Annotated in this window: 22 protein-coding genes and 1 tRNA gene; 9 read left to right on the forward strand and 14 right to left on the reverse strand. The window is 56.0% G+C overall.

From position 1 onward, the window contains the following. Positions 1-78 precede the first annotated feature (78 nt). Positions 79-717 (forward strand): DUF2780 domain-containing protein, encoded by a 639-nt coding sequence (locus tag CLR77_RS05325; RefSeq protein ID WP_097459509.1) that lies wholly within the window; start codon positions 79-81, stop codon positions 715-717. Between the two features lie 9 nt (positions 718-726). Here the strand turns inward: CLR77_RS05325 and CLR77_RS05330 are convergent, their stop codons facing one another. Then, complete coding sequence (locus CLR77_RS05330) at positions 727-1,299, reverse strand: DUF3833 domain-containing protein (RefSeq protein WP_097459510.1); 573 nt, start codon at positions 1,297-1,299, stop codon at positions 727-729. A gap of 204 nt (positions 1,300-1,503) precedes the next feature. Between CLR77_RS05330 and CLR77_RS05335 the strand changes: the two genes are divergently transcribed. Then, positions 1,504-3,324, forward strand: a complete 1,821-nt coding sequence (locus CLR77_RS05335; protein ID WP_097459511.1) for an acyl-CoA dehydrogenase C-terminal domain-containing protein — start codon at positions 1,504-1,506, stop codon at positions 3,322-3,324. 37 nt (positions 3,325-3,361) lie between these two features. On the opposite strand, the gene mnmE is transcribed toward CLR77_RS05335, so the two are convergent. Genes mnmE through rpmH form a run of 5 tightly spaced genes read right to left on the reverse strand, consistent with a single transcriptional unit; the run spans position 3,362 to position 7,320 of the window. Next, positions 3,362-4,726, reverse strand: a complete 1,365-nt coding sequence (gene mnmE, locus CLR77_RS05340) for a tRNA uridine-5-carboxymethylaminomethyl(34) synthesis GTPase MnmE (RefSeq protein ID WP_097459706.1) — start codon at positions 4,724-4,726, stop codon at positions 3,362-3,364. A 48-nt stretch (positions 4,727-4,774) separates the two neighbouring features. Further along, positions 4,775-6,472, reverse strand: a complete 1,698-nt coding sequence (gene yidC / locus CLR77_RS05345; protein WP_097459512.1) for a membrane protein insertase YidC — start codon at positions 6,470-6,472, stop codon at positions 4,775-4,777. Between the two features lie 3 nt (positions 6,473-6,475). Next, a complete protein-coding gene (gene yidD, locus CLR77_RS05350; protein ID WP_227519808.1) occupies positions 6,476-6,763 on the reverse strand; it encodes a membrane protein insertion efficiency factor YidD in 288 nt (95 codons plus the stop codon). 2 nt (positions 6,764-6,765) lie between these two features. Further along, positions 6,766-7,170, reverse strand: a complete 405-nt coding sequence (rnpA, locus tag CLR77_RS05355) for a ribonuclease P protein component (RefSeq protein ID WP_097459513.1) — start codon at positions 7,168-7,170, stop codon at positions 6,766-6,768. A gap of 15 nt (positions 7,171-7,185) precedes the next feature. After that, positions 7,186-7,320: a 50S ribosomal protein L34 gene (gene rpmH / locus CLR77_RS05360; protein WP_097459514.1), complete on the reverse strand. Its 135-nt coding sequence runs from the start codon at positions 7,318-7,320 to the stop codon at positions 7,186-7,188. Positions 7,321-8,170: 850 nt separating this feature from the next. Between rpmH and dnaA the strand changes: the two genes are divergently transcribed. From dnaA to gyrB, 7 genes are all read left to right on the forward strand, one after another. Beyond that, positions 8,171-9,649 carry a chromosomal replication initiator protein DnaA gene (gene dnaA / locus CLR77_RS05365; RefSeq protein WP_097459515.1) on the forward strand — a complete coding sequence of 493 codons (1,479 nt, stop codon included), beginning with the start codon at positions 8,171-8,173 and terminating at the stop codon, positions 9,647-9,649. Between the two features lie 65 nt (positions 9,650-9,714). Continuing rightward, a complete protein-coding gene (gene dnaN, locus CLR77_RS05370) occupies positions 9,715-10,821 on the forward strand; it encodes a DNA polymerase III subunit beta (protein WP_097459516.1) in 1,107 nt (368 codons plus the stop codon). Between the two features lie 32 nt (positions 10,822-10,853). Continuing rightward, entirely contained in the window at positions 10,854-12,128 is a 1,275-nt protein-coding gene (locus tag CLR77_RS05375; RefSeq protein ID WP_097459517.1) for an ABC1 kinase family protein, read from the forward strand. A gap of 149 nt (positions 12,129-12,277) precedes the next feature. Then, complete coding sequence (locus tag CLR77_RS05380; RefSeq protein ID WP_097459518.1) at positions 12,278-12,880, forward strand: MarC family protein; 603 nt, start codon at positions 12,278-12,280, stop codon at positions 12,878-12,880. Between the two features lie 51 nt (positions 12,881-12,931). After that, positions 12,932-13,693: a glutathione S-transferase N-terminal domain-containing protein gene (locus tag CLR77_RS05385; RefSeq protein ID WP_097459519.1), complete on the forward strand. Its 762-nt coding sequence runs from the start codon at positions 12,932-12,934 to the stop codon at positions 13,691-13,693. Between the two features lie 20 nt (positions 13,694-13,713). Beyond that, on the forward strand, positions 13,714-14,859 hold the full coding sequence (gene recF, locus CLR77_RS05390; protein ID WP_097459520.1) for a DNA replication/repair protein RecF: 1,146 nt from the start codon (positions 13,714-13,716) through the stop codon (positions 14,857-14,859). A 20-nt stretch (positions 14,860-14,879) separates the two neighbouring features. Further along, complete coding sequence (gyrB, locus tag CLR77_RS05395; RefSeq protein WP_097459521.1) at positions 14,880-17,294, forward strand: DNA topoisomerase (ATP-hydrolyzing) subunit B; 2,415 nt, start codon at positions 14,880-14,882, stop codon at positions 17,292-17,294. 408 nt (positions 17,295-17,702) lie between these two features. On the opposite strand, the gene CLR77_RS05400 is transcribed toward gyrB, so the two are convergent. The 8 genes from CLR77_RS05400 to fmt all read right to left on the reverse strand — a co-directional run bounded on the left by CLR77_RS05400 (position 17,703) and on the right by fmt (position 26,144). Further along, positions 17,703-17,779, reverse strand: a tRNA-Pro gene (locus tag CLR77_RS05400). A gap of 83 nt (positions 17,780-17,862) precedes the next feature. Continuing rightward, complete coding sequence (locus tag CLR77_RS05405) at positions 17,863-18,633, reverse strand: lysophospholipid acyltransferase family protein (protein ID WP_097459522.1); 771 nt, start codon at positions 18,631-18,633, stop codon at positions 17,863-17,865. 5 nt (positions 18,634-18,638) lie between these two features. Continuing rightward, positions 18,639-19,190, reverse strand: coding sequence for a D-glycero-beta-D-manno-heptose 1,7-bisphosphate 7-phosphatase (gmhB, locus tag CLR77_RS05410; protein WP_097459523.1), 552 nt, complete (start codon positions 19,188-19,190; stop codon positions 18,639-18,641). A 14-nt stretch (positions 19,191-19,204) separates the two neighbouring features. Continuing rightward, a complete protein-coding gene (gene glyS / locus CLR77_RS05415; RefSeq protein WP_097459524.1) occupies positions 19,205-21,295 on the reverse strand; it encodes a glycine--tRNA ligase subunit beta in 2,091 nt (696 codons plus the stop codon). A gap of 1 nt (position 21,296) precedes the next feature. Next, on the reverse strand, positions 21,297-22,250 hold the full coding sequence (gene glyQ, locus CLR77_RS05420) for a glycine--tRNA ligase subunit alpha (RefSeq protein ID WP_097459525.1): 954 nt from the start codon (positions 22,248-22,250) through the stop codon (positions 21,297-21,299). A gap of 214 nt (positions 22,251-22,464) precedes the next feature. Then, the gene (gene trkA / locus CLR77_RS05425) at positions 22,465-23,838 is read right to left on the reverse strand and encodes a Trk system potassium transporter TrkA (RefSeq protein WP_097459526.1); all 1,374 of its coding nucleotides are present in this window, start codon (positions 23,836-23,838) and stop codon (positions 22,465-22,467) included. 39 nt (positions 23,839-23,877) lie between these two features. Continuing rightward, on the reverse strand, positions 23,878-25,182 hold the full coding sequence (rsmB, locus tag CLR77_RS05430; protein ID WP_097459527.1) for a 16S rRNA (cytosine(967)-C(5))-methyltransferase RsmB: 1,305 nt from the start codon (positions 25,180-25,182) through the stop codon (positions 23,878-23,880). A 17-nt stretch (positions 25,183-25,199) separates the two neighbouring features. Then, positions 25,200-26,144: a methionyl-tRNA formyltransferase gene (gene fmt, locus CLR77_RS05435; protein ID WP_097459528.1), complete on the reverse strand. Its 945-nt coding sequence runs from the start codon at positions 26,142-26,144 to the stop codon at positions 25,200-25,202. Between the last annotated feature and the right edge of the window lie 92 nt (positions 26,145-26,236).

A 26,236-nucleotide genomic window follows, 5' to 3' on the forward strand; every position in this document is an offset into this window, starting at 1 on the left:
TCCGGCCCCGGTTGCGGCAGTACACTTCAGCCACACACCCGTTGATGGACCTCGACCGCTGCAAACAGGAGTTGCCCGATGTCGCCGCTTTTCCGTTCTTCTCTGTTCGCTCTGGGTATCGTGCTGACACCACCGGCGTTGGCCGGCAGTTTTCTGGATTCAGCCTCCAAGGCACTCGATAGCGCCTCGCAGATGACCCAAAACCTCAGCAGCAATACCGCAACGACGGCACCAACGACCCGGACCAGCACCACCCAATCACTCACGGACCTGGCCATGAGTTCATTAGGTGTCGGTAACAGCCAAGCCACATCCGGGCTTGGGGTTCTGTTTGGTCTGGCACAGCAAAATCTGACCGGCAATCAGTTTCAGACGGTCAGCCAGTCCGTACCGCAGATGTCAGCGCTACTTTCCGCTGGGAAGCAGGCAACCGAGCAGGCTCAAAAGAGCAATGCCAGCGGCGGCTTGCTGGGTAATGCCCTGAGTATGGCCAGCCAGGTCAGCCCGACGGCGGGAACCGCTTTGAAAGCTTATAATACAATGAAAAATTTAGGGTTTACGCCTGAGCAGATTGGTAGCCTGATTAATCTGGTCACTCAATACCTGCAAGGTGCTCCCTCCGCCAACAGTGCTTCCTCGAAGAGCAGCTCAGCCGCTGATCTATTCCAGCAGGGTGTCAGTGCCCTGGCTTCGCAACCCGGTGTTACCGCCAAATAACATCCCGGTTCAAGGTGAATGTCGGTGAATGGCCAACACCACTTCACCGACATCGAAACCCCACTTCGACATGCTTGTTTGGTTAATGACGGTGTCAGGCGTCACGGCGTACATCCAGTCACTCATATGAATATCGAGTGTGCGATTATGCCAGGGGACGCGCAGGACATAGTCCATATGTGCGGCATTACCCTCGAAACGCCAAATCCCCGGTTCCACCACATCGTCTGCAGTTGCCTTGTAACCGCCCGTTTTTAAAGGCGTAAATTTCCACAAGCGCGTCTGGATTTCGCCATCGTCATACACAAATCGCTCGTCCAGGGTTCCCGTTCCATTCTCAGACCAATGCCCTTTCAGCGTTGCGTCGAAGGTGCGTATCACCTTCCCCGAGCGATCCTTGACGATGCCGCGAGCCCACAGTTCACCGGTAAAAAAGGCGCGGGGATCGAAAACCGGTTTGCGTGCTGCGTAATCCATAAGAGAAGGATTGGCGCAGCCGGTTATCAAGATACCCATCATCGCCAGCAATACCCATCGCCACGCGCGAAGATCGGCCAGTGAGGCCTTGGATTGGTCCGCCATATTGTTCTCCACCAGGTTGCACTAACTGGGACTGTGTACGGCGACCCGATGGTTTCGGACCTGTGTGCGTCATTTCAGCCAATTGTCCCAAGTGACAACCGGCGAGGCCCCATTCGTCAATGCCCAGATAGCGGCTTTCCAGTAAAAAGGCCTACATCGGACGACAGAGGGTCGTCCCCCTGAGATGACGCAAGAGGTATTCAGATGCCGACATATAAGGCCCCCCTGCGTGATATGCGATTTCTGCTCAACGAGGTCTTCGACTATCCCGCACACTATCAAACGCTCAGCAACGGCGCTGACGCGACGCCGGATATTGTCGATGCGATCCTGGTGGAGTGCGCCAAATACTGCGAGGAAGTGTTGAGCCCGCTTTACCAGTCTGGTGACGAGGAAGGCTGCCGCCTGGAAAACGGCGAAGTGTTCACACCGAAAGGCTACCCCGAGGCTTATGCACAGTATATGGCCGGCGGCTGGCAGGGACTGTCCCATCCCGTTGAATACGGCGGACAAGGGTTACCTGCGTCGATGGGCCTGTTCAAGCAGGAAATGATGGGATCGGCCAACTGGTCTTTCAGCATGTATCCCGGACTGTCGTTAGGTGCCATGAATACCATACTGCTCCATGGCGATGATGAGCAGAAGCAGACCTACCTGGTCCCCCTGACTGAAGGGCGATGGGGGGGCACCATGTGTCTGACCGAACCCCAATGCGGCACCGACCTGGGGCAGGTCAAGACGCGGGCTGAACCTCAGGCGGACGGATCCTACCGTATCAGCGGTACCAAGATATTTATTTCGTCCGGCGACCACGACCTGACCGAAAACATCGTTCACATCGTGTTGGCCCGGTTACCTGATGCGCCCAAAGGGACCCGAGGCATTTCCCTGTTCATCGTGCCCAAGTTCCTACCTGACGGGCAGGGCGGTATCGGCGATCGCAACGGAGTGACCTGCGGCGCCCTGGAAAAGAAGATGGGGATCAAGGCATCCGCGACCTGCGTCATGAACTTTGATGAGGCTCAGGGTTTTCTTATAGGCCCGCCGAACAGAGGTCTCGAGTGCATGTTTACCTTTATGAACACCGCCCGTATCGGCACAGCCATCCAGGGGGTCGGTCCTGCAGAATTGTCCTATCAGGGGGCGCTGGCGTATGCCCGCGACCGCCGCTCGATGCGTGCCCTATCCGGCAAGAAGGATCCAGATCAGATTGCCGATAGCATCATTCACCATGCCGATGTCCGTCGTATGCTGCTGACGCAGAAGGCGATCGCCGAAGGCGGCCGGGCCATGCTCTATTACGCGGCCAAGTTTGCGGATCATATGGTTTGCGCCCACCTTGAAGGCGATACCAAAAAGGCCGAGCGTTATGACGACAAACTGGGTTTCCTGACCCCCATCCTCAAGGGCTTCCTCACCGAGCTGGGTTATGAAGCGACGAACCTGGGTGTGCAGGTGTTTGGGGGACACGGTTATATTCGCGAACACGGTATGGAGCAGATCGTCAGAGACACCAAGATCGCCACACTTTACGAAGGTACTACAGGTATCCAGGCACTGGACCTGCTGGGTCGAAAAGTGCTGCTGATGACTCAGGGCAAAGCGGTTCGCGATTTCACCCTGAGCATGTCCAACTTTGCCCGCAAACACCTCAGTGATAAGACTCTGCGACCCTTTGCCTGGGAACTGCTGAAACTGGCAGCCCAATGGAATGTGCTGACGGTACGACTGGCGCTCATAGCCCGCAAGGATCGGGATATCGTCAGTGCAGCCGCCAATGATTTCCTGATGTTCAGCGGTTACGTCTTCATGGCCTATATGTGGGCGCGCATGGCGGTGGTCGCGCAACGCGGACTGACAAATGGTAGCGGGGAGTCGCTGGAATTCTATCGGAGCAAGCTGGCCACGGCGGATTTTTACTTCGAGCGTCTGCTGCCACGGGCCCAGACACATGCGGCAACTATGCTTTCGCCATCGAAAAAGCTGCTGCAGCTGGATCCTCAATATCTGGCGTTTGTAGATTAAGGAAGGATGCCGAGCAAGGGACTCAGGGATGAGCCCGCTATTTACCGATGCAGAAACTGCCGAATATCTTTCCAAGCAGCTCGTCGGCGGTTACCGCGCCGGTGATTTCGCCAAGGGCATCCTGGGCTTCCCGCAAATCTTCCGCGAGCAGTTCGCCAGCACCATAGCCTTCCAACTGAGCCTGGCCTCTGGCCATGGCATCGCTGGCGCGATTCAACGCGTCTATATGGCGACGACGGGCAATAAATCCACCTTCAGTCGTGGTTTGAAATCCCATGCACTGTTTCAGATGTTCCCGCAGGGCATCGATTCCAATCCCTGATTTGGCAGAGAGCCGTATCACCGGAAGATCAGCGCTGTTTTCGATACCGTCGGACTCACCCGAAAGATCCGTCTTATTACGCACCACGGTAATAGGGGAGTGACGAGGCAAACGGTCGACGAAGTCCGGCCAGATCAGTTCGGGATCGGTTGCCGTCGTGGTCGTCGCATCGACCAGCAGCAGAATACGGTCGGCACCTTCGATCTCCTTCCAGGCACGCTCGATACCGATGCGTTCGACCTCGTCGCCACTATCGCGTAATCCGGCGGTATCAATAATGTGCAGAGGCATCCCATCGATGTGGATATGTTCCCGCAGGACATCGCGGGTGGTCCCTTCGATAGGGGTCACAATGGCGGCTTCCCGACCAGCCAATGCATTCAGCAGACTGGATTTCCCTGCGTTCGGCCGGCCGGCGATAACCACGTTCATGCCTTCGCGCATCAGGCTGCCCTGTCGGGCCTCGGCGAGGACCTGATCGAGTTGGTGACGCAAGGCCTCCAGATCGGTAGCCACCTTACCGTCCGCCAGGAAATCGATTTCCTCTTCCGGAAAATCGATGGCGGCCTCGACATAGATCCGTAAGTGGGTGATGGCTGCGACCAGGGAATCAATACGTCGGGAAAATTCACCTTGCAACGAACGCACGGCACAACGTGCAGCCTGCTCCGAACTGCTTTCGATCAGATCCGCAATAGCTTCGGCTTGGGCAAGATCCAGTTTGTCGTTGAGAAAAGCCCGTTCAGAAAATTCTCCAGGACGTGCCAGACGGACACCAAGCGCCAATACCCGCCGCAGCATGAGGTCCAGGATCACGGGACCACCGTGGGCCTGCAGCTCAAGGACGTCTTCTCCCGTAAAGGAGTGAGGGCCAGGAAAATAGAGGGCAATGCCTTCGTCTAAGGTTGAGCCATCGTCATCGAGAAAGGCACCGAAATGGGCATGACGGGCTTTGGGGGCGTATCCAAGTACCTGCTTGGCGACTGATTCGCTAAGCGGGCCGGATAGACGGACGATACCCACACCGGCCCTACCGGGCGCGGTGGCCACCGCTGCTATGGTGTCGGTTCTGCCGGGTATCGTCACGTTGAAAGTCCTGGGACGGAGATTACTCCGTCCCGTAAGGCGTCAGGCCTTGGCTGTCGACTTTTCGATCTGCTTGGTGATCAGCCATTGTTGACCGATCGACAGCAGGTTGTTGACCAGCCAGTACAGCACCAGACCAGCTGGGAACCAGAGGAAGAAGATGGTGAAGACAAAAGGCATCATCTTCATCACTTTCGCCTGCATGGGGTCCGGCGGTGTCGGGTTCAGGCTCATCTGCACAAACATCGTGATGCCCATCAGGATCGGCAGAATGAAGTACGGATCCATGACGGACAGATCCTGAATCCACCCGAAGAACGGTGCCTGCCGCAACTGCACACTCTCATAAAGTACCCAATACAGCGAGAAGAAGACCGGCATCTGCACTGCGATGGGCAAACAGCCACCCAGCGGATTGATCTTTTCCCGTTTATAGAGCGACATCATCTCTTGCGACAGTCGCTGGCGATCATCGCCGTACAGCTCCCGTAACCGCTTCATCTGCGGACCGACCGCTCGCATTTTCGCCATCGAACGATAGCTGGTTGCCGATAGCTGGAAAAACGCCGCCTTGATCAGCACTGTCAGCAAAATAATGGCGACACCCCAGTTGCCCACAACACTATGGAACCACTTCAGGACAATGAAGAGGGGATGGGCAATGAAGAACAGGAAACCATAGTCGACGGTCCGGTCCAGTCCAGGCGCGATTTTTTCCAGGCTCTTGATGATTTTCGGTCCGACGTAGAACTGGGCACCGACATTCGCCGTTCCGCCCGGTTTGACCACCGTCTCAGGACTGACAAACCCCATTACATGCAGACCGTTTCGCGTTGTGGTCTGGTACTGGTGCTGAACATTGGGATCCGGGATCCAGGCCGTCAGGAAATAATGCTGGATAAAGGCAATCCAGCCACCTTTGACCGACGTATCGATCGGTTTTTCCTTGAGGTCGTCAAAACTGACTTTCTGGTAAGGATCTGCAGGCGTATGCAGGATCATGCCCAGGAAGGAGCGGGAACCAACATGGTGACGATTACTGGGATCCGGGCTTTGATCACGCACGATATCGGCAGAGAAATTGCCTCGCCACTCTTTATCGGACTGGTTGACGATATGGTAATTGAGCTTAACGTCATAGTTGCCGCGGCTGAAAATGTACTGCTTGACGACTTTGACGCCACTGGGGGCGGTATAGGTCAGGTTGACCTGCAATTCGTTTTGCCCAGGAGCCAGCTCGTACTGCTGTTTCGGCGTCTTGTAAACCGGTGGTTTTCCATTCTTGCCGGAATCGAACCCATCCTGGCCGATTAACGCACTTTCCAGGAAATAGGTACGCGTCTTATCGTGTTCCAACAACAGCATCGGCGTTTTGTCGTGTACCGAAACATCGTATTTCAGGAGGCTGGCCTGAACGACGTTGCCGCCCACCAGGTTGATCTTGGTGTCCAGAACGTCCGTTTTTACCTCAATGGTCTCACCGTTAAGCGCAATATGGCCGCCAGAAACATTCGGCTGACTATTTTGCTCAGGTGTCTTGAAACCATTCCCACCCTGTAGGGAACCTTGCGTTGTAGAAAGGCTGGGGGAGGTCTCTGAACCCTGCGACGAAGTGGCTGACTGCATAGCGACTTGACTGTTGTCGGGTGTCGCCTCGTGATAGTCGTGATTCCAGGCCAAAACCATCAGATAGGCTACGACGCCTAGTCCAATCAGGATCAGTGTGCGTGGGATATCCATAGGTCAATACATCGTTCTGTGAGAATGGGATTTCGTGTGCGTGCAGTCGCCGGTGGGGGATGAACACACGTCTGATTCAGTACCGGGAACGGGATCATAACCGCCAGGGTAGCCCGGATGACAGCGTAAAAGTCGACGTAGGGCAAGCCAGCCACCCTTTATCGCGCCATAACGGGTGATAGCAATCTCTGCATATTCCGAACAGCTGGGATAATAACGGCAATGACTGGCCATCAGAGGACTGATCAGATAACGGTATGCGCGGATGAGGAGCTTTAAGAGCTGGCGCATGATCAATCCTGACGCTGGGTCGTTTGAACGTCCGATTTGGCGGCTTGACGGCGTTTTGCTTCTTGGCAAAGTCGCTGCCACAGGCGATCGAGAATGAGTATGACGTCGCGATTATCGAGAGTATCGAGACCGCGTCGTCCAAGTACGACAATATCCAACTCGGGTAACGTGCTTTGCTGGACCCGGAAGGTTTCACGTACCAAACGTTTGATACGGTTTCGCTGTACCGACAGTTTCAGGTTCTTTTTGGAAAAAACCAACCCGACCCTGGGATGGGAAAGACCAGTATCCGTTGCCAATATTAAAAAATGGCGATGTGAAACCCGGATGTCAGCCTTATTGAACACAACGCGATAATCCCCGGCCTGCAGTAAGCGGCATTGCCGGGGAAACGCGTATTGGCCCATCACCTAGCTAAGGAATCAAGCGCTCAAACGCTTGCGACCTTTGGCACGACGGTTAGCAATGACCTTACGGCCGTTCTTGGTTGCCATGCGGGCACGGAAACCGTGGGTACGCTTACGCTTGAGCACGCTGGGCTGAAATGTTCTTTTCATGATCGTATCTCACAAATGCAAAGCGCACCTCAGCCTCCTTACCTTCTCTGGATCAGGCGCCGGGTGCGGGACTTAAAATCAGGAGCGGAATTCTAGTCAAATCTGTTGAAGGATTCAATCAAATTCGGGAATTCCAAGGAAACTCTGTGGCGTTGCTCCCGATGCTGCTGGTAACCCAGCGTTGTCAGTAGTCATAAATATAGGTTTTAAAGAAAAGATTATTTTTTAATAACTGTTATTACTAAGGGGCTGATTTTCTGTGAACAAGTGGAAAGTGACTTTATTTTTCAGTAGGTTATGCAGCATCAAACATTGGGGAAAAGCGGTTGTTAAGAGGTGTACCTCCTGTGCTGGAAAACTGGAAAAGTTGAGGGACGAGGATCAAAACGGGGTTGTGCACAGGTTTACTTGAACGAACCACACAGGGTTGCACCCAAGGCGCTAACAGGGGGCTGTGGATAAAAGAAAAAAATATTTACAAACCAATATTTGTGCACAAGGCTGTAGATAAGAAGCTAATTTGCTGAAAATTCTAACAAAAGTTATCAACAGGCTGTTCATGAGCTCGATCTCAGGGGCTTTTACTTCGATCTGAGCAGGGTTAGAATCCTGGCTTCGGTTAGGTGTTGTGGGGTTAGGGAGCGACATCTTCCGCACGCAGAACTCCTGAATGAGAATCTACACAGACGGTTGGATTCATGCCGACAGGTAAGTTGTGTCCGCCTGAAAACCTGTGTACATAAAAAATACATATTTTTGTCAGGTATCCGACAGGGATAGCTGACGAAAGAGCAGAAACGCTTAACCCTTACGGGAAGGTTTCTGTGTTTTGGATTGGGAGCGAGTTGTCGTGCCGCAAGAGATCTGGAACCAGTGTCTTGAGGTACTCCGGGATGAATTCCCGGCTCAACAGTACAATACGTGGTTACGGCCTTTGCAATCCGATCAACACGACGGTCAGTTGATGTTGTTTGCACCGAACCGGTTTGTGATGGATTGGGTCAATGAGAAGTACCTTCGCCGAATAGAAGAAGTACTTAAGGAATTGCAGGGCGGGCAAGCGCCACGCGTTCACATGCGTGTTGGCTCTGCTCCGGCTAAGGGCAACGGACAATCAAATGGCAAGGTAGTCGAAAGAGTATCTCGCGAAGTCGCCCTGGTTGAGCAGGAAAATCGTGGCAGCCTGACGGATGAAGAACAAGGGTTGCTCGATGCGGCACCGTCGGCCGGTACGTCGTCAGAACGTCGAGGCAACGGTGGCAGGCGTAGTACCACCCCCTCCGTGCAGGTGGAAGGCGGCATCAAGCACCAAAGCTTTATTAACGAGAGTTTTACCTTCGACACCTTTGTTGAAGGTAAGTCCAACCAGCTGGCTCGTGCAGCGTCCATGCAGGTCGCGGAAAATCCCGGTGGCTCCTACAATCCATTGTTTCTTTACGGCGGGGTGGGACTGGGCAAAACCCACCTGATGCATGCGGTAGGCAATGACATTGTTCGGCGCAACCCCGGTGCCAAGGTGGTTTATCTGCGATCGGAACGCTTTGTCGCGGATATGGTCAAAGCCCTCCAATTGAATGCCATCAATGAGTTCAAGCGATATTATCGGTCTGTCGATGCGCTGATGATCGACGACATCCAGTTCTTCGCTCGCAAGGAACGTTCCCAGGAAGAGTTCTTCCATACTTTCAACGCGTTGCTTGAAGGTGGCCAACAGATCATCCTAACCTGCGATCGGTTTCCAAAAGAAATCGACAATATGGAAGAGCGCCTTAAATCCCGGTTCGGTTGGGGATTAACGGTGATGGTCGAGCCGCCGGAGCTGGAAACGCGGGTCGCCATTCTAATGAAGAAGGCGGAGCAGGCCGGTGTGCGTTTGAGTAGCGAAGCCGCTTTCTTTATTGCGCAGAAGATCCGGTCCAACGTTCGTGAATTGGAAGGCGCATTAAAGCTGGTTATCGCAAATGCCCACTTTACCGGGCAGGATATAACGCCGCCATTTATTCGGGAAAGCCTTAAAGATCTGCTCGCCCTGCATGAAAAACAGGTGAGCATCGACAATATTCAGCGTACCGTGGCAGAGTATTACAAGATTAAAGTGTCGGATTTGCTGTCGAAGCGTCGGACGCGATCAGTAACGCGCCCCCGCCAACTTGCTATGGCGTTGGCTAAGGAGCTGACCAATCACAGCTTGCCGGAAATCGGCGATGCGTTTGGCGGTCGCGACCATACGACGGTGCTGCACGCTTGTAAAAAGATTGTGGAGTTGCAGGAAAGCGATCCCGCAATCCGCGAAGACTATCAAAACTTCATGCGATTGTTGACGGCCTGACGCGCCGCACGGTTGGAACCCGGCCATTACAGTAGACAACTACAGCAGACAAGAATCTGACAACGATGAAACTGACGATTACTCGAGAAGCCTTGTTGACGCCTCTTCAGGCGATCGCCGGCGTGGTCGAACGTAAACAGACCATGCCTGTGTTGTCCAACGTCCTGTTTGTGGCTGAGCCCGACAGCCTGACACTGACCGGCACCAATATGGAAGTGGAGTTGGTGGCGCATGTGAACGAGGGCTTAGCGGTCGAGTCGCCCGGTCGTATTACCATTCCGGCCCGTAAGCTATCGGATATCTGCCGGTCTTTGGGTGAGGGTACCCAGGTTGAGCTCGCATTGCAGGGCGATCAGGTACATGTTCGTTCCGGTGCCAGTCATTTCACGCTGTCGACACTGCCTGCAGAACACTTTCCCAATGTGGAAGAGGACGCCGAGAGTTTCCGACTCGAGCTGGCCCAGGCGGATCTGCGTAATTTGCTTGAAGCGACCTCTTTTGCCATGGCGCAGCAGGATGTTCGTTATTATCTTAACGGCCTGATGCTGGAAGTCGGTTCGAACTACCTGCGTGCTGTTGCCACAGATGGGCACCGCCTGGCGATGTCGACGCTGGCTGTCGTTACCGGCAGTGAGGAGGTCCGGCAACTGATTTTGCCGCGTAAGGGGACTCTAGAGCTGATTCGGTTGCTGGCAGATGCTGATACATCGGTCATGTTGGTGTTCGGCGATAACCATTTGCGGGCGACCCTGGGGGCTTATACGTTTACCTCCAAACTGATCGAAGGTAAGTTCCCTGACTATAACCGCGTTATTCCCCGTGGTGGCGACAAGACCTTTATTGCTGACAGGCAGTCGCTGAAAGCAACCTTGCAACGGGCTGGTATTCTTTCCCACGAGAATATCCGTGGCGTTCGACTGCAATTACAGACGAATGAGTTGGGTGTTTTCGCCAACAACCCCGATCAGGAGCAGGCGGAAGATTCGTTGCCGGTGGATTACGTGGGTGAGAGTTTGCAGATTGGGTTTAACGTCGGCTATCTGATCGATGTGCTCAATGCCCTGGAAGGCAACAATGTACGTATGACGTTATCCAACGCCAACAGCAGTGGCCTGATTGAGGATGTGGATAACGGCAATAGTGTTTATGTGGTCATGCCGATGCGACTGTAAAGGTCGCGGTGGCTAATTGAGGGAACGGGACCATGAGCCTGGTGATTCATTCCATTAAGGGTGCGTTGCGCCTGGGTCAGACGGCCAGCATTCTTTCGCGAACGGGGCTTAGTTGGTTGCGGGGAGATCGTCCGCCCGCGCCAGTGTTGTTGCGCCAGGTTTTCGAGGAGTTGGGTGCGACCTATATCAAACTGGGTCAGTTTATTGCCAGCTCGCCGACCTTTTTCCCGGCGGAGTATGTCGAAGCGTTTCAGGGATGCCTCGATCAGACTCGTCCCCTGCCCTTTGCCACGATGAAACGTATTTTGCAGCAGGAACTGAAAGTTCCTCTGGAAACGGTCTATTCGGAAATAGACCCTGCCCCTCTGGCCTCCGCATCTATCGCGCAGGTACATGCGGCGCGACTTGTAAGCGGTGAGGATGTGGTGATCAAGATTCAGAAGCCGGGTGTGGAAAACATCCTGCTGACGGATCTTAATTTCCTGTATGCCTCTGCGCGCCTGCTGGAAACCATAGCGCCGAAACTCTCCTGGACCTCTCTTTCAGGGATCGTCGAAGAAATCCAACAGACGATGATGGAAGAGTGCGACTTCATCAAGGAAGCGAATAATCTTCAGACATTCCGTCGTTTTCTTGAAGAAAATCATAATGATGAGGCAACTGTACCCCGAGTCTACGAGCATTGCAGCACTCGACGTGTGCTGACGATGGAGCGTTTTTACGGTGTACCGCTGACAGATCTGGAAAGTATTCGCCAAGTTACTGAGGATCCTGAGCGAACGCTGATTGCCGCGATGAATACCTGGTTCGCTAGCCTGACTCAGTGCGAGTTTTTCCATGCGGATGTGCATGCCGGCAATTTGATGGTATTGCGTGACGGTCGGGTTGGATTCATCGACTTTGGGATCGTCGGTCGTATCGCTCCGGGCACCTGGGAAGCCGTTTCGGATTTCATCTCATCTGTGATGATTGGCAACTTCGAAGGGATGGCTGACGCGATGGTTCGTATTGGAATCACGCGCTCTCAGGTCGACGTTGACCAATTGGCCGATGATCTACGGGACTTGTACCAGCAGCTCGACCGGATGGTTCCGGATTATTCACCCTATGCGTCGGAACAGCAGACGGATGATCAGGTGAATAATGTCTTGATCGATATGGTGAAGATTGGCGAAAGTCACGGTCTGCACTTCCCCCGGGAGTTTGCGCTGCTGGTGAAACAGTTTCTGTACTTTGACCGTTACGTCCATATCCTGGCGCCGGAGATGGATATGTTTATGGATGATCGCTTGAATATGCTGCATTAAGGCAATACGCGTCGGTATTGTCGGTTGTTGCCGATCTTTTACGCGAGAGTCAGAGAGGCCCTTATCTTCGGATGAGGGCCTCTGTCGTTTAGGGTTGCACTCGCTTTTGCTTGCCTAGAGGCCTTTCTTATTGGGTTGGGGTTGGTTTCATGGATATTTTGTCTGCCACCATTTTGCTGTTATTGATTATGGACCCGTTGGGTAACATCCCGGTGTTCCTGACCGTGTTGGAAAAAGTCGAGCCTCGAAGGCGTCGTTGGGTATTGGCGCGAGAGCTGTTGATATCATTGGTGATTTTGGCGGTGTTCTTGCTGGTAGGGCGGGATCTTCTCAATCTGTTTTCACTGGGCGAGGCCGCTATTGGCATAGCCGGCGGTATCGTTCTGATGATTATTGCGATCAGAATGATCTTTCCAGGAGATCGCAGTTGGACCGACGAATTTCCAGACGGAGAGCCCTTTATCGTTCCGATGGCCATTCCGTTTATCGCAGGTCCATCGGTCCTTGCAACCTTGATGCTGCTGACCAGCCGCGAACCTAACCGGTTGTTCGATTGGGGGCTGGCGTTGGGACTCGCCTGGTTGGCAAATGCGATCATCCTTATGGCGGCCACCTTTCTATTTCGCTTTCTTAAGCAGCGTGGTCTTATAGCGATGGAGCGGCTGATGGGGATGATTTTGGTTGCCGTATCTGTTCAGATGCTGCTGGATAGCCTGGGGCGGTATTTACCCTCTATCCTGAACCATCGTTAGGCGCCCGAAGAGGCGCTGTCTATTGAATCCGGGGAATAAGAGAGGAACAACGTGGGACTAGCCAATGCATTAATTTCATCTACGCTCGGCTTTTGGCGTGGTACTCACATTCGTGAAGATGGCTTATCCAGGGAGGGTAAAGAGCAACTCCAGGCATTGCAGCTTTACGATATGGAGGGCTGCCCATTTTGCCGTTTGGTCAGAGAGGCACTGACGGAGCTGGATCTTGATGTGGTGATCTATCCCTGTCCGAAAGGTGGTCAGCGTTTTAGGTCGCGAGTGTTGGCGTTGGGGGGTAAGGAACAGTTTCCTTTCCTTGTTGATCCCAATACCGGCCGCTCCATGTACGAGTCTAGGGATATCGTCGAGTATCTCTTTCGCCAATACGGTCAGGGCGAGACCCCGGGAATCTGGCGCCTCTTTACGTTGAACAAGGCAAGCGCGATTGCTGCGAATATCGTCAGAATGGGCGCGGGGGTATTTGCTCGACCTTCCAAGCGGCCTGACCTGATGTTGGAACTTTATGCGTTCGAATCGAGTCCCTATGCAAAGCCGGTTCGGGAGCGACTTTGTGAGCTGGAAATACCCTACCTGCTGCACAATATGGGCAAGTCGGGGTTGGCAGATTATATGCTGCCGGTGTTGAGGCGACGTTTCTATCCTGGGTATGCGCCGGCGACACGAAATCGCCAGCGTCTGCTGAGTGATACTGGGTTGGTCATGGCCCCTCACCTCGTGGATCCTAATACCGGCGAGCGGTTATATGAAAGCCGTCAGATTAATCGATACCTCAATCGTCAGTATGGTATCTGAAGGCCTCGATTGAGATTACTATGCCGGTTACGCTTTTGCAGACACAGGGTTTTCGGAATTTGGTGTTCGAGGACGCCACATTCTGTCCGGGCGTCAATCTTATATTCGGCAACAACGGTAGCGGTAAGAGTAGCGTACTCGAAGCAATTGGCGTCCTTTCGTCCGGACGTTCGTTCCGCAGTCATCGCCACGAAGCCCTGGTTACACACGGGCATGACAGCTTCACGATATTCGGTATCGTTGAAGGCGAAGGGCGCTCCGCATTTCATACCGAAGGTCCACCACATCAAGACCTCCGCTTTTCTCACCGACTGGGTATTTCCCGAGATTTGAGGGCCAAGGAGACCCTGCTTAAGTTGGACGGCGAGCGCCGGCGTTCGATGTCCGATCTGGCGCGGTTGCTCCCTGTCTCTGTTATCGATCCAGGTACCTTTGATGTCATTGCCGGTGGGCCGGCAAAGCGCCGGCAATTCCTCGACTGGATGGTGTTCCACGTGGAACATGAATTTGGTCGTGCCTGGCAACAGATGCAAAGGGTGGTTTCACAGCGGAATCAATTGCTGAGAAATGCTAGAATAGATGCGGCCCAGTTGAAGGTATGGAACGAACGCTACGCAGCACTCGCGGATATGGTCACGCTTGCCCGACGCGCGGCATTTGAACAGTTGCAGCCCGTTATCCAATCCCTACTCTCACAGCATTCCGACTCATGGTGCCGGTCTGTCACCCTTGATTTCTTTCAGGGTTGGGACAGCCAAAAGCCCTTGCTCTCTGTATTGGCGGAGCATCTCGACCAGGAAGTTAAATCCGGTCATACGCTTTATGGCCCAGGACGTTGTGATATTCGAGTTAGGGTTGATGGCAAGAATGCGAACGAGGTGTTATCTCGGGGTCAGCAAAAAACGCTGATTGTTTTGATGAAGCTGGCTCAGGTCCAAGTCATTGGAGATTTGACCAGTAAGCGTTGCACGTTTTTGCTCGACGACATAAATGCGGAGCTTGATCAGCACCATCGCCAGATATTGGCCGATCGCCTTCAGGCGTTAAATAGCCAAATTTTTGTGACGAGTATCGAGCGGCCGGAACCAGAGGTTCTTTGGGGAGCTTCCGTCGGAAATCTGAAAATGTTCCACGTGGAACAGGGCCGACTCACAGAAGAGACTTGACGCTTCAGGAGCGTATTTCTATGGCAGAGAATACCTACAATTCTTCCAGTATCAAGGTCCTAAAAGGACTGGATGCTGTGCGCAAGCGTCCGGGGATGTACATCGGTGATACCGACGACGGCACCGGCCTGCACCACATGGTGTTCGAGATCGTGGATAACTCTATCGACGAAGCCCTGGCGGGATACTGTTCCGAGATCGGTATTGTTATTCACCCGGACGAGTCCGTTACTGTAAGAGATAATGGCCGTGGCATTCCGGTGGACATGCACGAGGAAGAAGGTGTTTCTGCCGCGCAGGTCATTATGACTGTGCTTCATGCCGGCGGTAAGTTTGATGACAACACCTACAAAGTATCCGGCGGTTTGCACGGGGTTGGTGTGTCGGTGGTCAATGCGCTCTCATCTACACTGAAACTGACAGTACGCCGGGATAACCGGGTTTATGAGCAGATCTATCATGACGGCGTTCCTGAAGAGCCGCTGAAGGTGGTAGGTGAAACCGACCGCACTGGTACGGAAGTTCACTTTGTCCCCTCGCCTAATACATTTACCAACATCGCTTTCCACTTCGATATTCTTGCCAAGCGACTGCGGGAGTTGGCGTTCCTGAATAGCGGCGTTCGCATCGTTCTGAAGGATGAGCGTTCAGGCAAGCAGGAAGTTTTCCAGTACGACGGTGGCCTACGCGCTTTTGTCGAACATTTGAATACCAACAAGACGCCGATTAACAAGGTATTCCACTTCACCAAGCAACGGGATGACGGTATCGCCGTGGAAGTGGCGCTGCAGTGGAACGATGGTTTCCAGGAAAACATCTTCTGTTTCACCAACAATATTCCGCAGCGTGATGGTGGGACTCACCTCGCTGGGTTCCGCAGTGCACTTACTCGTAGTCTCAACCTGTACATTGAGCAGGAAGGCTTGCTGAAAAAGACCAAGGTCGCCACGTCAGGTGACGATGCGCGTGAAGGTATTACCGCAATTATCAGCGTCAAGGTGCCGGATCCGAAGTTTTCCTCGCAGACCAAAGACAAGCTGGTATCGTCAGAGGTCAAGACAGCGGTCGAGCAGGAGATGTATCAGCAGTTCGGTGACTTCCTGCAGGAGAGTCCCCAGGAAGCCAAGTCCATCGTCAACAAGATGATCGACGCCGCCCGTGCCCGTGAGGCAGCCCGTAAGGCTCGTGATATGACTCGCCGCAAAGGGGCTCTGGATATTGCCGGATTACCGGGCAAGTTGGCTGACTGTCAGGAAAAGGACCCCGCCCTTTCCGAACTGTTCATTGTGGAGGGTGATTCCGCTGGTGGTAGTGCCAAACAGGGCCGGGACCGTCGTACTCAGGCGATTCTTCCTCTCAAGGGTAAAATCCTCAACGTAGAGAAAGCGCGATTCGACAAGATGTTGTCTTCCGCCGAGGTCGGTACGCTCATCACCGCGTTGGGTTGTGGTATCGGTCGGGAAGAATTCAACCTGGAAAAATTGCGTTATCACAGCATTATTATCATGACCGACGCTGACGTCGATGGGTCGCATATTCGAACCCTGCTTTTGACCTTCTTCTTCCGCCAGATGCGCGAAGTCCTGGACAATGGCCATATCTTTATCGCCATGCCGCCCCTCTACAAGGTCAAGCGTGGGAAGCAGGAAGAATACATCAAGGATGAAAAGGCCATGCAGGCCTACCTGACGCAGTCTGCCTTGGAAAATGCGCTGCTTTACGTTAATCCAAGTGCGCCACCAATCGGTGACACGGCGCTGGAATCTCTGGTTAAGGAATACCAGAGTGTGATGGCAATGATTGATCGTTTGGCTCGCGCCTATCCGGCGAAGGTCCTGCAGCAGATGATTGGCAACGCGACGCTGTCAGTCGAGGACCTGAATGACCAGGCTAAGGTACAGAGCTGGGTTGACCAGATGGCCGAAGGGCTGACACTGGATACCAAGACCGGCACCAAGTACCGCTTCCTTGTGGAAGAAGATAAGGAGCGTAAGATCTTCCTGCCGCAGGTTGAGCTCTCCGTTCACGGTATTCCCCACCTCCATACCCTGGGCAAGGATTTCTTCGAATCTTCCTCCTATGGGGCTATTGCCCGGTTGGGCGAGAAACTCGACGGCTTGATCGAGGATGGCGCCTACATCCAGCGCGGAGAGCGTAAGCAGGCCGTGCTGACCTTTGGTGGGGCACTGCAGTGGTTGATGAAGGAAGCCCAGCGCGGCCTCTCCATACAGCGCTATAAAGGGCTGGGAGAGATGAATCCGGATCAGCTGTGGGAAACTACCATGGACCCGGAAACACGGCGCATGATGAAGGTAACGATCGAGGACGCCATCGCAGCGGACCAAATCTTCACCACCTTGATGGGTGATGAGGTCGAACCGCGTCGCGAATTCATCCAGACCAATGCACTGACCGTGACAAATCTGGATATCTAACGACTTTCCCTGCCTAAAATGGGGGCGGCACTGTTTGTGCCGCCCCGTTCTCCCTGTTATTTCTATCCGGTTACCCGTTACTACGATTGCGGGACCATACCATCTTCGAATTCCACCTTATCTTCAAGCTTTGCGGCCTGCGTACCTTTACCGGCGAGATAGGGTGAGGTCTGGTGCTGGTTCCCCTGCGGATTTGGGGGCACAGGAAGGCAATACGTCCACGGTCTAATAAGCTACGCTCGAGTGTCGTGAACAGGTGGAGACCTTCCGAAAGCTGGAAGTTATCTGTATTAACCGAATGACGCGGGTTTGAGGTTATTTAGTTAAATAAAAACAGTAGGTTAGCCGCTGGCTGAGGAGATGTGTTCAGACTGGAGAAGCAACGCATACGCGCTTAAGGCGGGAAATTGGTCGGCGTGAGAGGATTCGAACCTCCGACCCCTTCGTCCCGAACGAAGTGCGCTACCAGGCTGCGCTACACGCCGATTCTGTGCGGCCGCTATTATACAGGATCGGGATCCGATTACCAGTCGTTGATGGGATAAGAAGGTGCTTGAAATGACAGGTATTATTTCGCAGTAGCGGGCGAGGGTTGAGGGGCGATTTCGCTATCGCTCAGCGCCTCTACAGTGTCGTTGATCCAACGTTCTCCGGTCGCTGTCAATGCCTCTACAGCGAGCTGATCAGGCGCGATAGGACGGCCTATGACGACCCTAACGGTGCCTGGGAATTTAAGGAATCGGTTGTTGGGCCAGAACAGGCCGGCATTGTGGGCAATTGGTAGTAGCGGGTAGCCGGATTCCTTGGCCAGGGTGGCGCCGCCTCGACTGAAGGGCTTTCGCTCGCCGGGATTGACGCGTGTACCTTCGGGGAAAATCAGCACCCAGATGCCGTCGTCGAGACGCCTTTTGCCCTGGGTTATCACCTCCTCCATCGCTTCCCGGCGTTTTTCGCGGTCGATGGCGATCGGTGCCAGCAACGAAAATGCCCAGCCGAAGAACGGAATGGCCAACAACCCCTTTTTGATGACCTGGGACTGAGGTGCAAACAATGTCTGCAGGAAAAAGGTTTCCCAGGTGCTTTGGTGCTTGCTGTAGATAACACAGGGGCGCTCGGGAATGTTATCGAGGCCGCTCACGTGATAGTGGATATCGCAGCACCAGCGAAGGAGCCACATGATGGCACGGGCGTAGTTGCCGATAATAAAACGGAAGCGCTGATTATAGGGTAGCGTTGGCCCGGCGATCATGGCCAGGATTGACCAGACTATCGTGAACAGGAAGAAGCACAGGTAAAAGCACCCGCTGCGTAAATAAATCAGGGGGAGAGCCGGTTTCATGGAGATCAGTCTGTCCGCTGTAGGATCGCGTTGGCAAACTCTGACAGACTGTTGAAAACGTCGACGGTTCCCAGCGGCGCCATTTTCAATCCCTCTTCCGTGTTACGGCCGTTGCCGGTTCTGACCAGGGCGAGCTGGCACCCGGCCTTTTGGCCGGCCTCAAGATCTGTTCGACTGTCGCCTACCAGCCAGCTGCCGTCGAGCGTGTCGAGCGCCAGTGCATCGCGGATCTGAACGAGCAGCCCGGTCCCTGGCTTGCGACAATCGCACCCCTCGCTGGGGAGATGGGGACACCAGGCAACATGGTCGATTTGACCGCCGGAGCGCTGTACCAGCTCGCGCAGGCGGTCATGCATGACCGCGAGGGTCTGCTCGGTGTAAAAGCCGCGGCCAACCCCTGATTGGTTGGTGGCAACGGCAACTTTGTGGCCGGCCCGGGACAGGCGTGCGATTGCCTCGATGCTGCCGGGCAGCGGAATCCAATCCTCGGGACGGCAGATATAGTCGCCGTCTTCGTAGGCATTGATAACGCCGTCTCGGTCGAGAATGATCAGCACGCCTGATCGGAGCCTCAGTTATTACTCGGTAACAGGGAAATGTCGGCCACCTGAAGGAACAGGTCACGCAACTGCTGCAATAACGCCAAACGGTTGCGGCGGACAGCTTCGTCGTCGGCCATGACCATGACATCGTCGAAGAAGCGATCAACGGACTCCCTCAAGTCGGCCAGTGAGCTGAGAGCGTCAGCATAGCGGGCTTCGGCAAACAGGGGCGCGACGCGCGCTGCCTGATCGTCCAATGCCTTGGCCAAGGCCTGTTCCGCTGCTTCGCTCAGCAGGGCCGGATCGACGGCTGCACCGCTGTCGACCATATCGCCGCCCTGCTTGGCGAGGATATTGGAGACACGCTTGTTCGCCGCCGCCAAGGCGCTGGCTGCCGGCAGCTGCCTGAAGGCTTCCACCGCCATAACGCGCTGGTGGAAATCCAGCGGGCGGGTCGGCCGGCGAGCCTGCACGGCGAGAAACACTTCGGCCGGAATGCCGGACTCTTCGTAACCGGCACGAAAACGTTCCAGAACGTAGTCGATAACCTGGTTGACCGTGCCTTCAGCGGCGAGTCCGGAATAGCTTTCCTCGGCCCATTGACAGCAGGTGTGCAGATCCAGCGGCAGCTCGCGCTCGACGATAATGCGCAGAACGCCAAGTGCCGCCCGACGCAGGCCGAAGGGGTCGCGGGTGCCGCTTGGCGGTTGCTGAATGCCGAATAGGCCGACCAGCGAATCGATTCTGTCGGCGAGCGCCAGCGCAGCTCCTGTCAGGGTTTCCGGCAGGACGTCACCGGCGAATCGGGGCATATACTGCTCGTTCAGTGCCTCTGCGACGTCATCGGCTTCACCGTCATGCACGGCGTAGTAGCGTCCCATGATCCCTTGCAGTTCCGGGAACTCGAGGACCATTTCAGTGACCAGGTCGGTTTTCGCCAGTTGCCCTGCCCGTTCGGCCTTTTCCGCATCGCCCCCGATCGCGTCGGCGATACGGGCTGCCAGCGATGCCACACGCATGGACTTGTCATACAGGCTGCCCAGTTTTTCCTGGAAAACGATCGGCTTCAGGCGGTCGATACGGTCGCCCAGCGGGGTTTTGCGATCGGTTTCATAGAAGAAGGCGGCATCCGACAAGCGCGGACGGATAACGCGTTCGTTGCCGGCGACCACTTGTGCCATATCGTGGCTGTCGATATTGGCCACGGTGATGAAATTCGGCAACATGCGGCCGTTGGCATCGACGACGTGGAAATATTTTTGATGTTCCTTCATCGACGAAATCAATGCCTCGGGCGGTACCTCGAGGAAACGTTCCTCGAAGCGGCCCACAACCGGCACCGGCCATTCATTGAGGGCCGTGACTTCGTCGAGCAGATCCGGGTCGATGACGGCTTCGCCGCCAGCCTGCTCGTGCGCGACTTCGATAATGCCGGCACGGATGCGCTCGCGGCGATCCTCGAAGGATGCGATCACCCGCCCTTCGTCCTGCAAGACCAGTTCGTAGTCGTTCGGGGTGGAGACGATCAGGCTGCGTGGACAGTGGAAACGATGGCCAACTGTCTGATTCCCGGCTTTCTGGCCAAGAATTGTGCAGTCCACGACCACACTGCCGTAGAGCATGACCAGCCAATGGGCGGGACGCACAAACTCGTCCTTATGAGCGCCCCAGCGCATACGCTTGGGAATCGGCAGCTCGGCCAGTGAGCGTTCGACAATGCCTGGCAGAAGTTCTACGGTGGGTTTGCCTTTCTCGACAGTGCGATAAATGACCCAGGCACCCTTTTCGGTTTCCAGCGTATCCAGCTGCTCCGGGGTCACACCGAGAGAGCTGGCGAAACCTTCCAGTGCGCGGGTGGGATTGCCGGCGTCGTCAAAGGCCGCCTTGACTGCCGGGCCGCGTTTTTCCACCGGCTTGTCGGCTTGAGCGGCCTGCAATTCCCGCACTCGAACCGCCAGGCGGCGCGGCGTGGCGAAGGACTCCAGCTTTCCGTAAGTCAGACCGGCTTCATCCAGACCTTTGCGAATACCGTCGGTGAACGCTGAAGACAGAATCTTGAGGGCCTTGGGTGGCAATTCCTCGGTGCCCAGTTCGACGAGAAAATCCTGTACTGCTGCCATCTTATGCCTCCACCGTGGATTCGGGACCGAGCAGCTCTTCTCTCAGGGCTGCCGGCGCCAATGGGAAACCCAGCGCCTGACGACGGTCGTAGTATGCCTGTGCCACCGCACGGGCCAGGGTTCTGACCCGCAGGATGTAGCGTTGGCGTTCGGTGACGGAGATGGCATGACGCGCATCCAGGAGGTTGAAGGTGTGAGATGCCTTCAGCACCTGTTCGTAGGCAGGCAGCGGCAGGCCCACTTCGATCAGTCGCTGGCTTTCCCGTTCGTAAGTGTCGAAACACTGGAACAGGAAGGCGGTGTCGGCCTGCTCGAAGTTGTAGGCGGACATTTCCACTTCGTTCTGGTGGAAGACGTCGCCGTAGGTGACCTTGCCTTCGGGACCTTCTGCCCAGACCAGGTCATAGATGCTGTCGACGCCCTGCAGATACATGGCCAGGCGTTCGAGGCCGTAGGTGATTTCACCGGTAACCGGATAGCACTCGATCCCGCCCACCTGCTGGAAATAGGTGAACTGGGTGACTTCCATGCCGTTGAGCCAGACTTCCCAGCCCAGGCCCCAGGCGCCGAGCGTGGGGGATTCCCAGTTATCCTCGACGAAACGAATGTCGTGGACCAGCGGGTCGAAACCGAGCATACGCAGGGACCCCAGGTACAGTTCCTGGATATCGTCAGGCGAGGGCTTCAGTACCACCTGGAACTGGTAGTAATGCTGCAAACGGTTGGGATTTTCGCCATAGCGGCCGTCGGTCGGACGGCGGCTGGGCTGGACATAGGCTGCGTTCCAGGTTTCCGGGCCAATGGCGCGCAGGAAAGTGGCCGGGTGAAAGGTTCCGGCACCAACCTCCATATCCAGCGGCTGGAGGACTACACAGCCCTGGCGGGCCCAGTATTGTTGCAACGCCAGGATCAGACCCTGGAACGTTTTCACGTCAGGTTTTGACAATTCAGTCACGAGGACTCACCTCAATCCATTTGCATCGGTTCGATGTCGCCGCCGCTGTGGCCGGGTTCTTTGGCGGGATCTCTTGGATACCCGCAGAGCCCGTAACGGTACGGTCATGTGCGAAAGAACGGCATTATACTCTTCCCGCCGCCGAGATTCGAAACGGAAACCGGCAGGTTGTCGCCTATTCCACGGAGCGGCCTGTTCGCCGCGGTTCCTTCTTTTAGAAAAACGTCAGCCCCACCTGGAACAGCCGTTCGACCTCACGGGTCCGTTTCTTGTCGACCAGGAACAGGATGACGTGGTCGTCGGGCTGGACGCGGACATGGTCGTGGGCGATCAGCACTTCGTTGTGGCGCACGATGGCGCCGATGGTGGTGCCTTCCGGCAAGGCGATTTCATCCAACCGCCGGCCGACAACCTTGGACGAGCGGTGATCACCGTGAGCGATGGCTTCGATCGCCTCGGCGGCCCCGCGACGCAAGGCGTGTACGTTGACGACATCGCCGCGTCTGACATGGGTCAGCAGGCTGCCGATGGTCGTCTGCTGTGGTGAAATGGCCACGTCGATATCGCGGCCCTGTATCAGGTCCACGTAATCGGGGTTGTTGATCAAGGTCATCACCTTGCGGGCACCCAGCCGTTTGGCGAGCAGTGAAGCCATGATGTTTGCTTCGTCATCGTTGGTCACCGCACAGAAGACGTCGGTATCCTCGATGTTCTCCTCGAGCAGCATTTCCTTGTTGGCGGCGTCGCCCTGCAGCACGATGGATTTGTGCAGGTTCTCGGCCAGCAACATGCAGCGATCCTGGTTATGCTCGATGACCTTGACCTGATAGCGGCCTTCGAGAGTACTGGCCAGCCGATGGCCGATGTTGCCGCCGCCGGCGATGATGATGCGCTTGTAGGGTTTGGACAGCGGCTGCAATTCGCTCATCACGGAGCGGATATGGTCAGTGGCCGCAATGAAGAAAATCTCGTCGCCGTCCTCGATGACCGTATTGCCCTGGGGAATGATCGGCCGGTCGCGGCGGAAGATGGCGGCGACGCGGGTGTCGATATTCGGCATGTGTTCGCGCAGGTAGGATAGTTCATGGCCTACCAGCGGTCCCCCCAAGGTTGCACGAATGGCGACCAGGCGGGCGAGCCCCTTCGAAAAATCCAGTACCTGGAGGGCTCCCGGGTATTCGATCAGGCGGGTGATGTGCTGGGTGACCACCTGCTCGGGGCTGATCAGGACGTCGATGGGGAAGCCGTCGGGCCCGAACAGTTCCTTGCGGGACAGATAGGCGTTGGCCCTCACACGGCTGATTTTGGTGGGCGTCTTGAACAGCGAATAGGCGACCTGGCAGGCGACCATGTTGGTCTCGTCGCTGTTGGTCACCGCAATCAGCATGTCGGCGTCTTCCGCGCCGGCCTGGCGCAGGATGCTGGGGTAGGAACCCCGCCCCTGAACGGTACGGATGTCCAGGCGATCCTGGAGGTGCCGCAGCCGTTCGCCGTCGCTGTCGATCACAGTGATGTCGTTGGCTTCGTTGGCCAGGTTTTCTGCCAGGGTGCCACCTACCTGCCCGGCACCCAGGATGATGATTTTCATGAAGACGTTCCCGTCGTTGGCGTCGTCATTGCCGTCGTGTTAATTGCTGGCGGGTTTCTCCAGACAAGCATAGAAGAAACCGTCATGTCCGCCCGGTAGCGGCAGCAGTTGCCGTCCATCGCCGGTATCCTGGCCCCAGTCGACCGCGAGTGGTCGTACCAGGGCATCCACCTGGTCCTTTAGGAAGCGGGTGATTATACGTTGGTTCTCCTGGGGGAACACGGAACAGGTGGCATAAAGCAGGCGTCCGCCCGGGGCCAGTGTTGGCCAGAGCTGTTTGAGCAGGCGCAGCTGTAGTTCGCTGAGGGGCTTTATGTCGGTTTCCCGCCGCAGGAGTTTGATGTCCGGGTGGCGACGGATAACGCCGGTGGCGCTGCACGGGGCGTCGAGCAGTATGCGGTCAAAGTGGCGTCCGTCCCACCAGTGGTCCGGATCTGCGGCATCGGCGCAAAGGACTTCGGCTTCGAGCTGCAGCCGGTCCAGATTATCGCGTAGCCGGTCGAGGCGATAATCGTCCTGGTCCAGGGCGACCAGGTCCAGATTATCGACCTGTTCCAGCAGGGCACAGGTTTTGCCGCCAGGCGCGGCACAGGCGTCCAGTACATGGTGGCCGGGTTCCGGCGAGAGGATGTCCGTGCATAACTGGGCGGCTTCGTCCTGGACACTGACATCCCCATCGTCGAAGCCGGGCAACCGGTTGACCGGGCAAGGCTGTTCCAACTGAATGCCATACGGCGACCAGGCACAGGCGCTGGCGGGGATCCCGGCGTCTTCCAGTCGCTGGAGATAGGCCTCACGGCTGCCGTGCCGGGCGTTGACGCGCAATGTCATGGGCGCCCGGGTGTTGTTGGCATCCAGGATGCTGTTCCATTGCTGCGGCCAGTTATGTTCCAGTTTTGAGACCAGCCAGTCGGGATGGCTGGTGCGGATGGCTTCGCTGGCGGGCAATGGTTCGCCCTCGCGTTCGGCGCTGCGCAGCACGCCGTTGACCAGACCGCTGAGATAGGGTTTGCCCAGGGCCCGGCAGGCTTCAACGGCCTCGCTGACGACCGCATGGGGCGGCGTGCGGGTGTGACGCAATTGGTAGAGCGCCACGATCAGTAGTGCTTCCACCACGCGATCGCCGGCTTTGAGCGGTTTGCGCAGGTGCTTATCCAGCTCGGCGTGCAGACGGTACCACCAGCGGCAGCTGCCGAAACAGAGATCCTGCAGGCGTGCCCGGGCTTCGTCGGGAACCCGGCCCTGCGCCTCGGGCAGCGTTTGTGACAGGGACCTGCCCTGCCAGACGGTATCCGCCAGCACTTCGGCGGCCACCAGGCGAACGATGTCGGTTCCGTATTCCATGGCCCTTCCCTCAGGCGTCAACGTAACTGGTTGCCGGCCAGTAGCAGTGGTTTTCCGCCATTGATCAGATCATTGCTGGAGAGTGCCCTGGCGCCCGGCAACTGGATGCGGTCCAGCTGCAGTACGCCATCACCACAGGCCACCAGAATACCCTGGCGGTCGCGTTGGATAACCGTGCCCGGCGCCTCGTCACTTTGGCGTTCAGCCATCGGTGTCGCGGCATGGATTCGGACGCGGTTATCGCCGTCGTCGGTGTAGGTTCCGGGCCACGGGTTAAAGGCACGGATCTGGCGGTCGATCTCCTCGCTGCTACGCTGCCAGTCGATATGACCTTCATCCTTGGACAGCTTTGCGGCGTAGCTGGCCTGGCTGTCGTCCTGCTTTTCCCCCTTCAGTGTGCCCTCTGCCAGGGATCGAAGGGCGTCACAGATGGCCTGCCCACCGATGTCGGCGAGGCGGTCGTGCAGGCTGCCACCGGTATCGTCGGCGTGGATAGGCGTCGCTATCTTGAGCAGCATGTCGCCGGTATCCAGGCCGACATCCATCTGCATGATGGTGATGCCGGTTTCGGTGTCGCCGGCGGCTATGGCACGTTGGATGGGCGCCGCGCCGCGCCAGCGAGGTAACAGGGATGCGTGGATATTCAGGCAGCCGAGACGTGGTGTCTCGAGAATGGCCTTCGGGAGAATCAGGCCGTAGGCGGCAACCACCATGACATCGGCCTCTAACGCCGCAAGGGTTTGCTGCGCCTCATCGCCCTTCAGGCTGGCAGGCTGGTAAACCGGAATGCCGGCGTTTTCGGCGACCTGCTTGACTTCGCTAGGCACCAGTTTGCGGCCTCGTCCTGCAGGACGGTCCGGCTGGGTATAAACGGCGACAACGTTGTAGTCGGCATCGGCTGCGAGGATGGCCTTCAGGCTGACGGCGGCAAATTCCGGAGTGCCGGCAAAGACGATACGCAAAACAAATCTCCCGATGATCGAGGGGTGCGGCAACAGGCCGTCAATAAACAGAAAAACCGGGCACTGGCCCGGTCATGATATTCGTGATACCA

Source organism: Mangrovitalea sediminis, assembly GCF_002514725.1.
In the GTDB taxonomy this organism is placed as follows: Bacteria; Pseudomonadota; Gammaproteobacteria; order Pseudomonadales; family Oleiphilaceae; genus Mangrovitalea; species Mangrovitalea sediminis.

Excerpts from the sequence above, each read along its gene's own strand:
- CLR77_RS05325 (WP_097459509.1), top strand. The coding sequence starts at position 79 with ATGTCGCCGCTTTTCCGTTCTTCTCTGTTCGCTCTGGGTATCGTGCTG.
- CLR77_RS05330 (WP_097459510.1), bottom strand. The coding sequence starts at position 1,299 with ATGGCGGACCAATCCAAGGCCTCACTGGCCGATCTTCGCGCGTGGCGA.
- CLR77_RS05335 (WP_097459511.1), top strand. The coding sequence starts at position 1,504 with ATGCCGACATATAAGGCCCCCCTGCGTGATATGCGATTTCTGCTCAAC.
- yidC (WP_097459512.1), bottom strand. The coding sequence starts at position 6,472 with ATGGATATCCCACGCACACTGATCCTGATTGGACTAGGCGTCGTAGCC.
- yidD (WP_227519808.1), bottom strand. The coding sequence starts at position 6,763 with ATGCGCCAGCTCTTAAAGCTCCTCATCCGCGCATACCGTTATCTGATC.
- rnpA (WP_097459513.1), bottom strand. The coding sequence starts at position 7,170 with ATGGGCCAATACGCGTTTCCCCGGCAATGCCGCTTACTGCAGGCCGGG.
- rpmH (WP_097459514.1), bottom strand. The coding sequence starts at position 7,320 with ATGAAAAGAACATTTCAGCCCAGCGTGCTCAAGCGTAAGCGTACCCAC.
- dnaN (WP_097459516.1), top strand. The coding sequence starts at position 9,715 with ATGAAACTGACGATTACTCGAGAAGCCTTGTTGACGCCTCTTCAGGCG.
- CLR77_RS05375 (WP_097459517.1), top strand. The coding sequence starts at position 10,854 with ATGAGCCTGGTGATTCATTCCATTAAGGGTGCGTTGCGCCTGGGTCAG.
- CLR77_RS05380 (WP_097459518.1), top strand. The coding sequence starts at position 12,278 with ATGGATATTTTGTCTGCCACCATTTTGCTGTTATTGATTATGGACCCG.
- recF (WP_097459520.1), top strand. The coding sequence starts at position 13,714 with ATGCCGGTTACGCTTTTGCAGACACAGGGTTTTCGGAATTTGGTGTTC.
- gyrB (WP_097459521.1), top strand. The coding sequence starts at position 14,880 with ATGGCAGAGAATACCTACAATTCTTCCAGTATCAAGGTCCTAAAAGGA.
- CLR77_RS05405 (WP_097459522.1), bottom strand. The coding sequence starts at position 18,633 with ATGAAACCGGCTCTCCCCCTGATTTATTTACGCAGCGGGTGCTTTTAC.
- glyS (WP_097459524.1), bottom strand. The coding sequence starts at position 21,295 with ATGGCAGCAGTACAGGATTTTCTCGTCGAACTGGGCACCGAGGAATTG.
- trkA (WP_097459526.1), bottom strand. The coding sequence starts at position 23,838 with ATGAAAATCATCATCCTGGGTGCCGGGCAGGTAGGTGGCACCCTGGCA.
- rsmB (WP_097459527.1), bottom strand. The coding sequence starts at position 25,182 with ATGGAATACGGAACCGACATCGTTCGCCTGGTGGCCGCCGAAGTGCTG.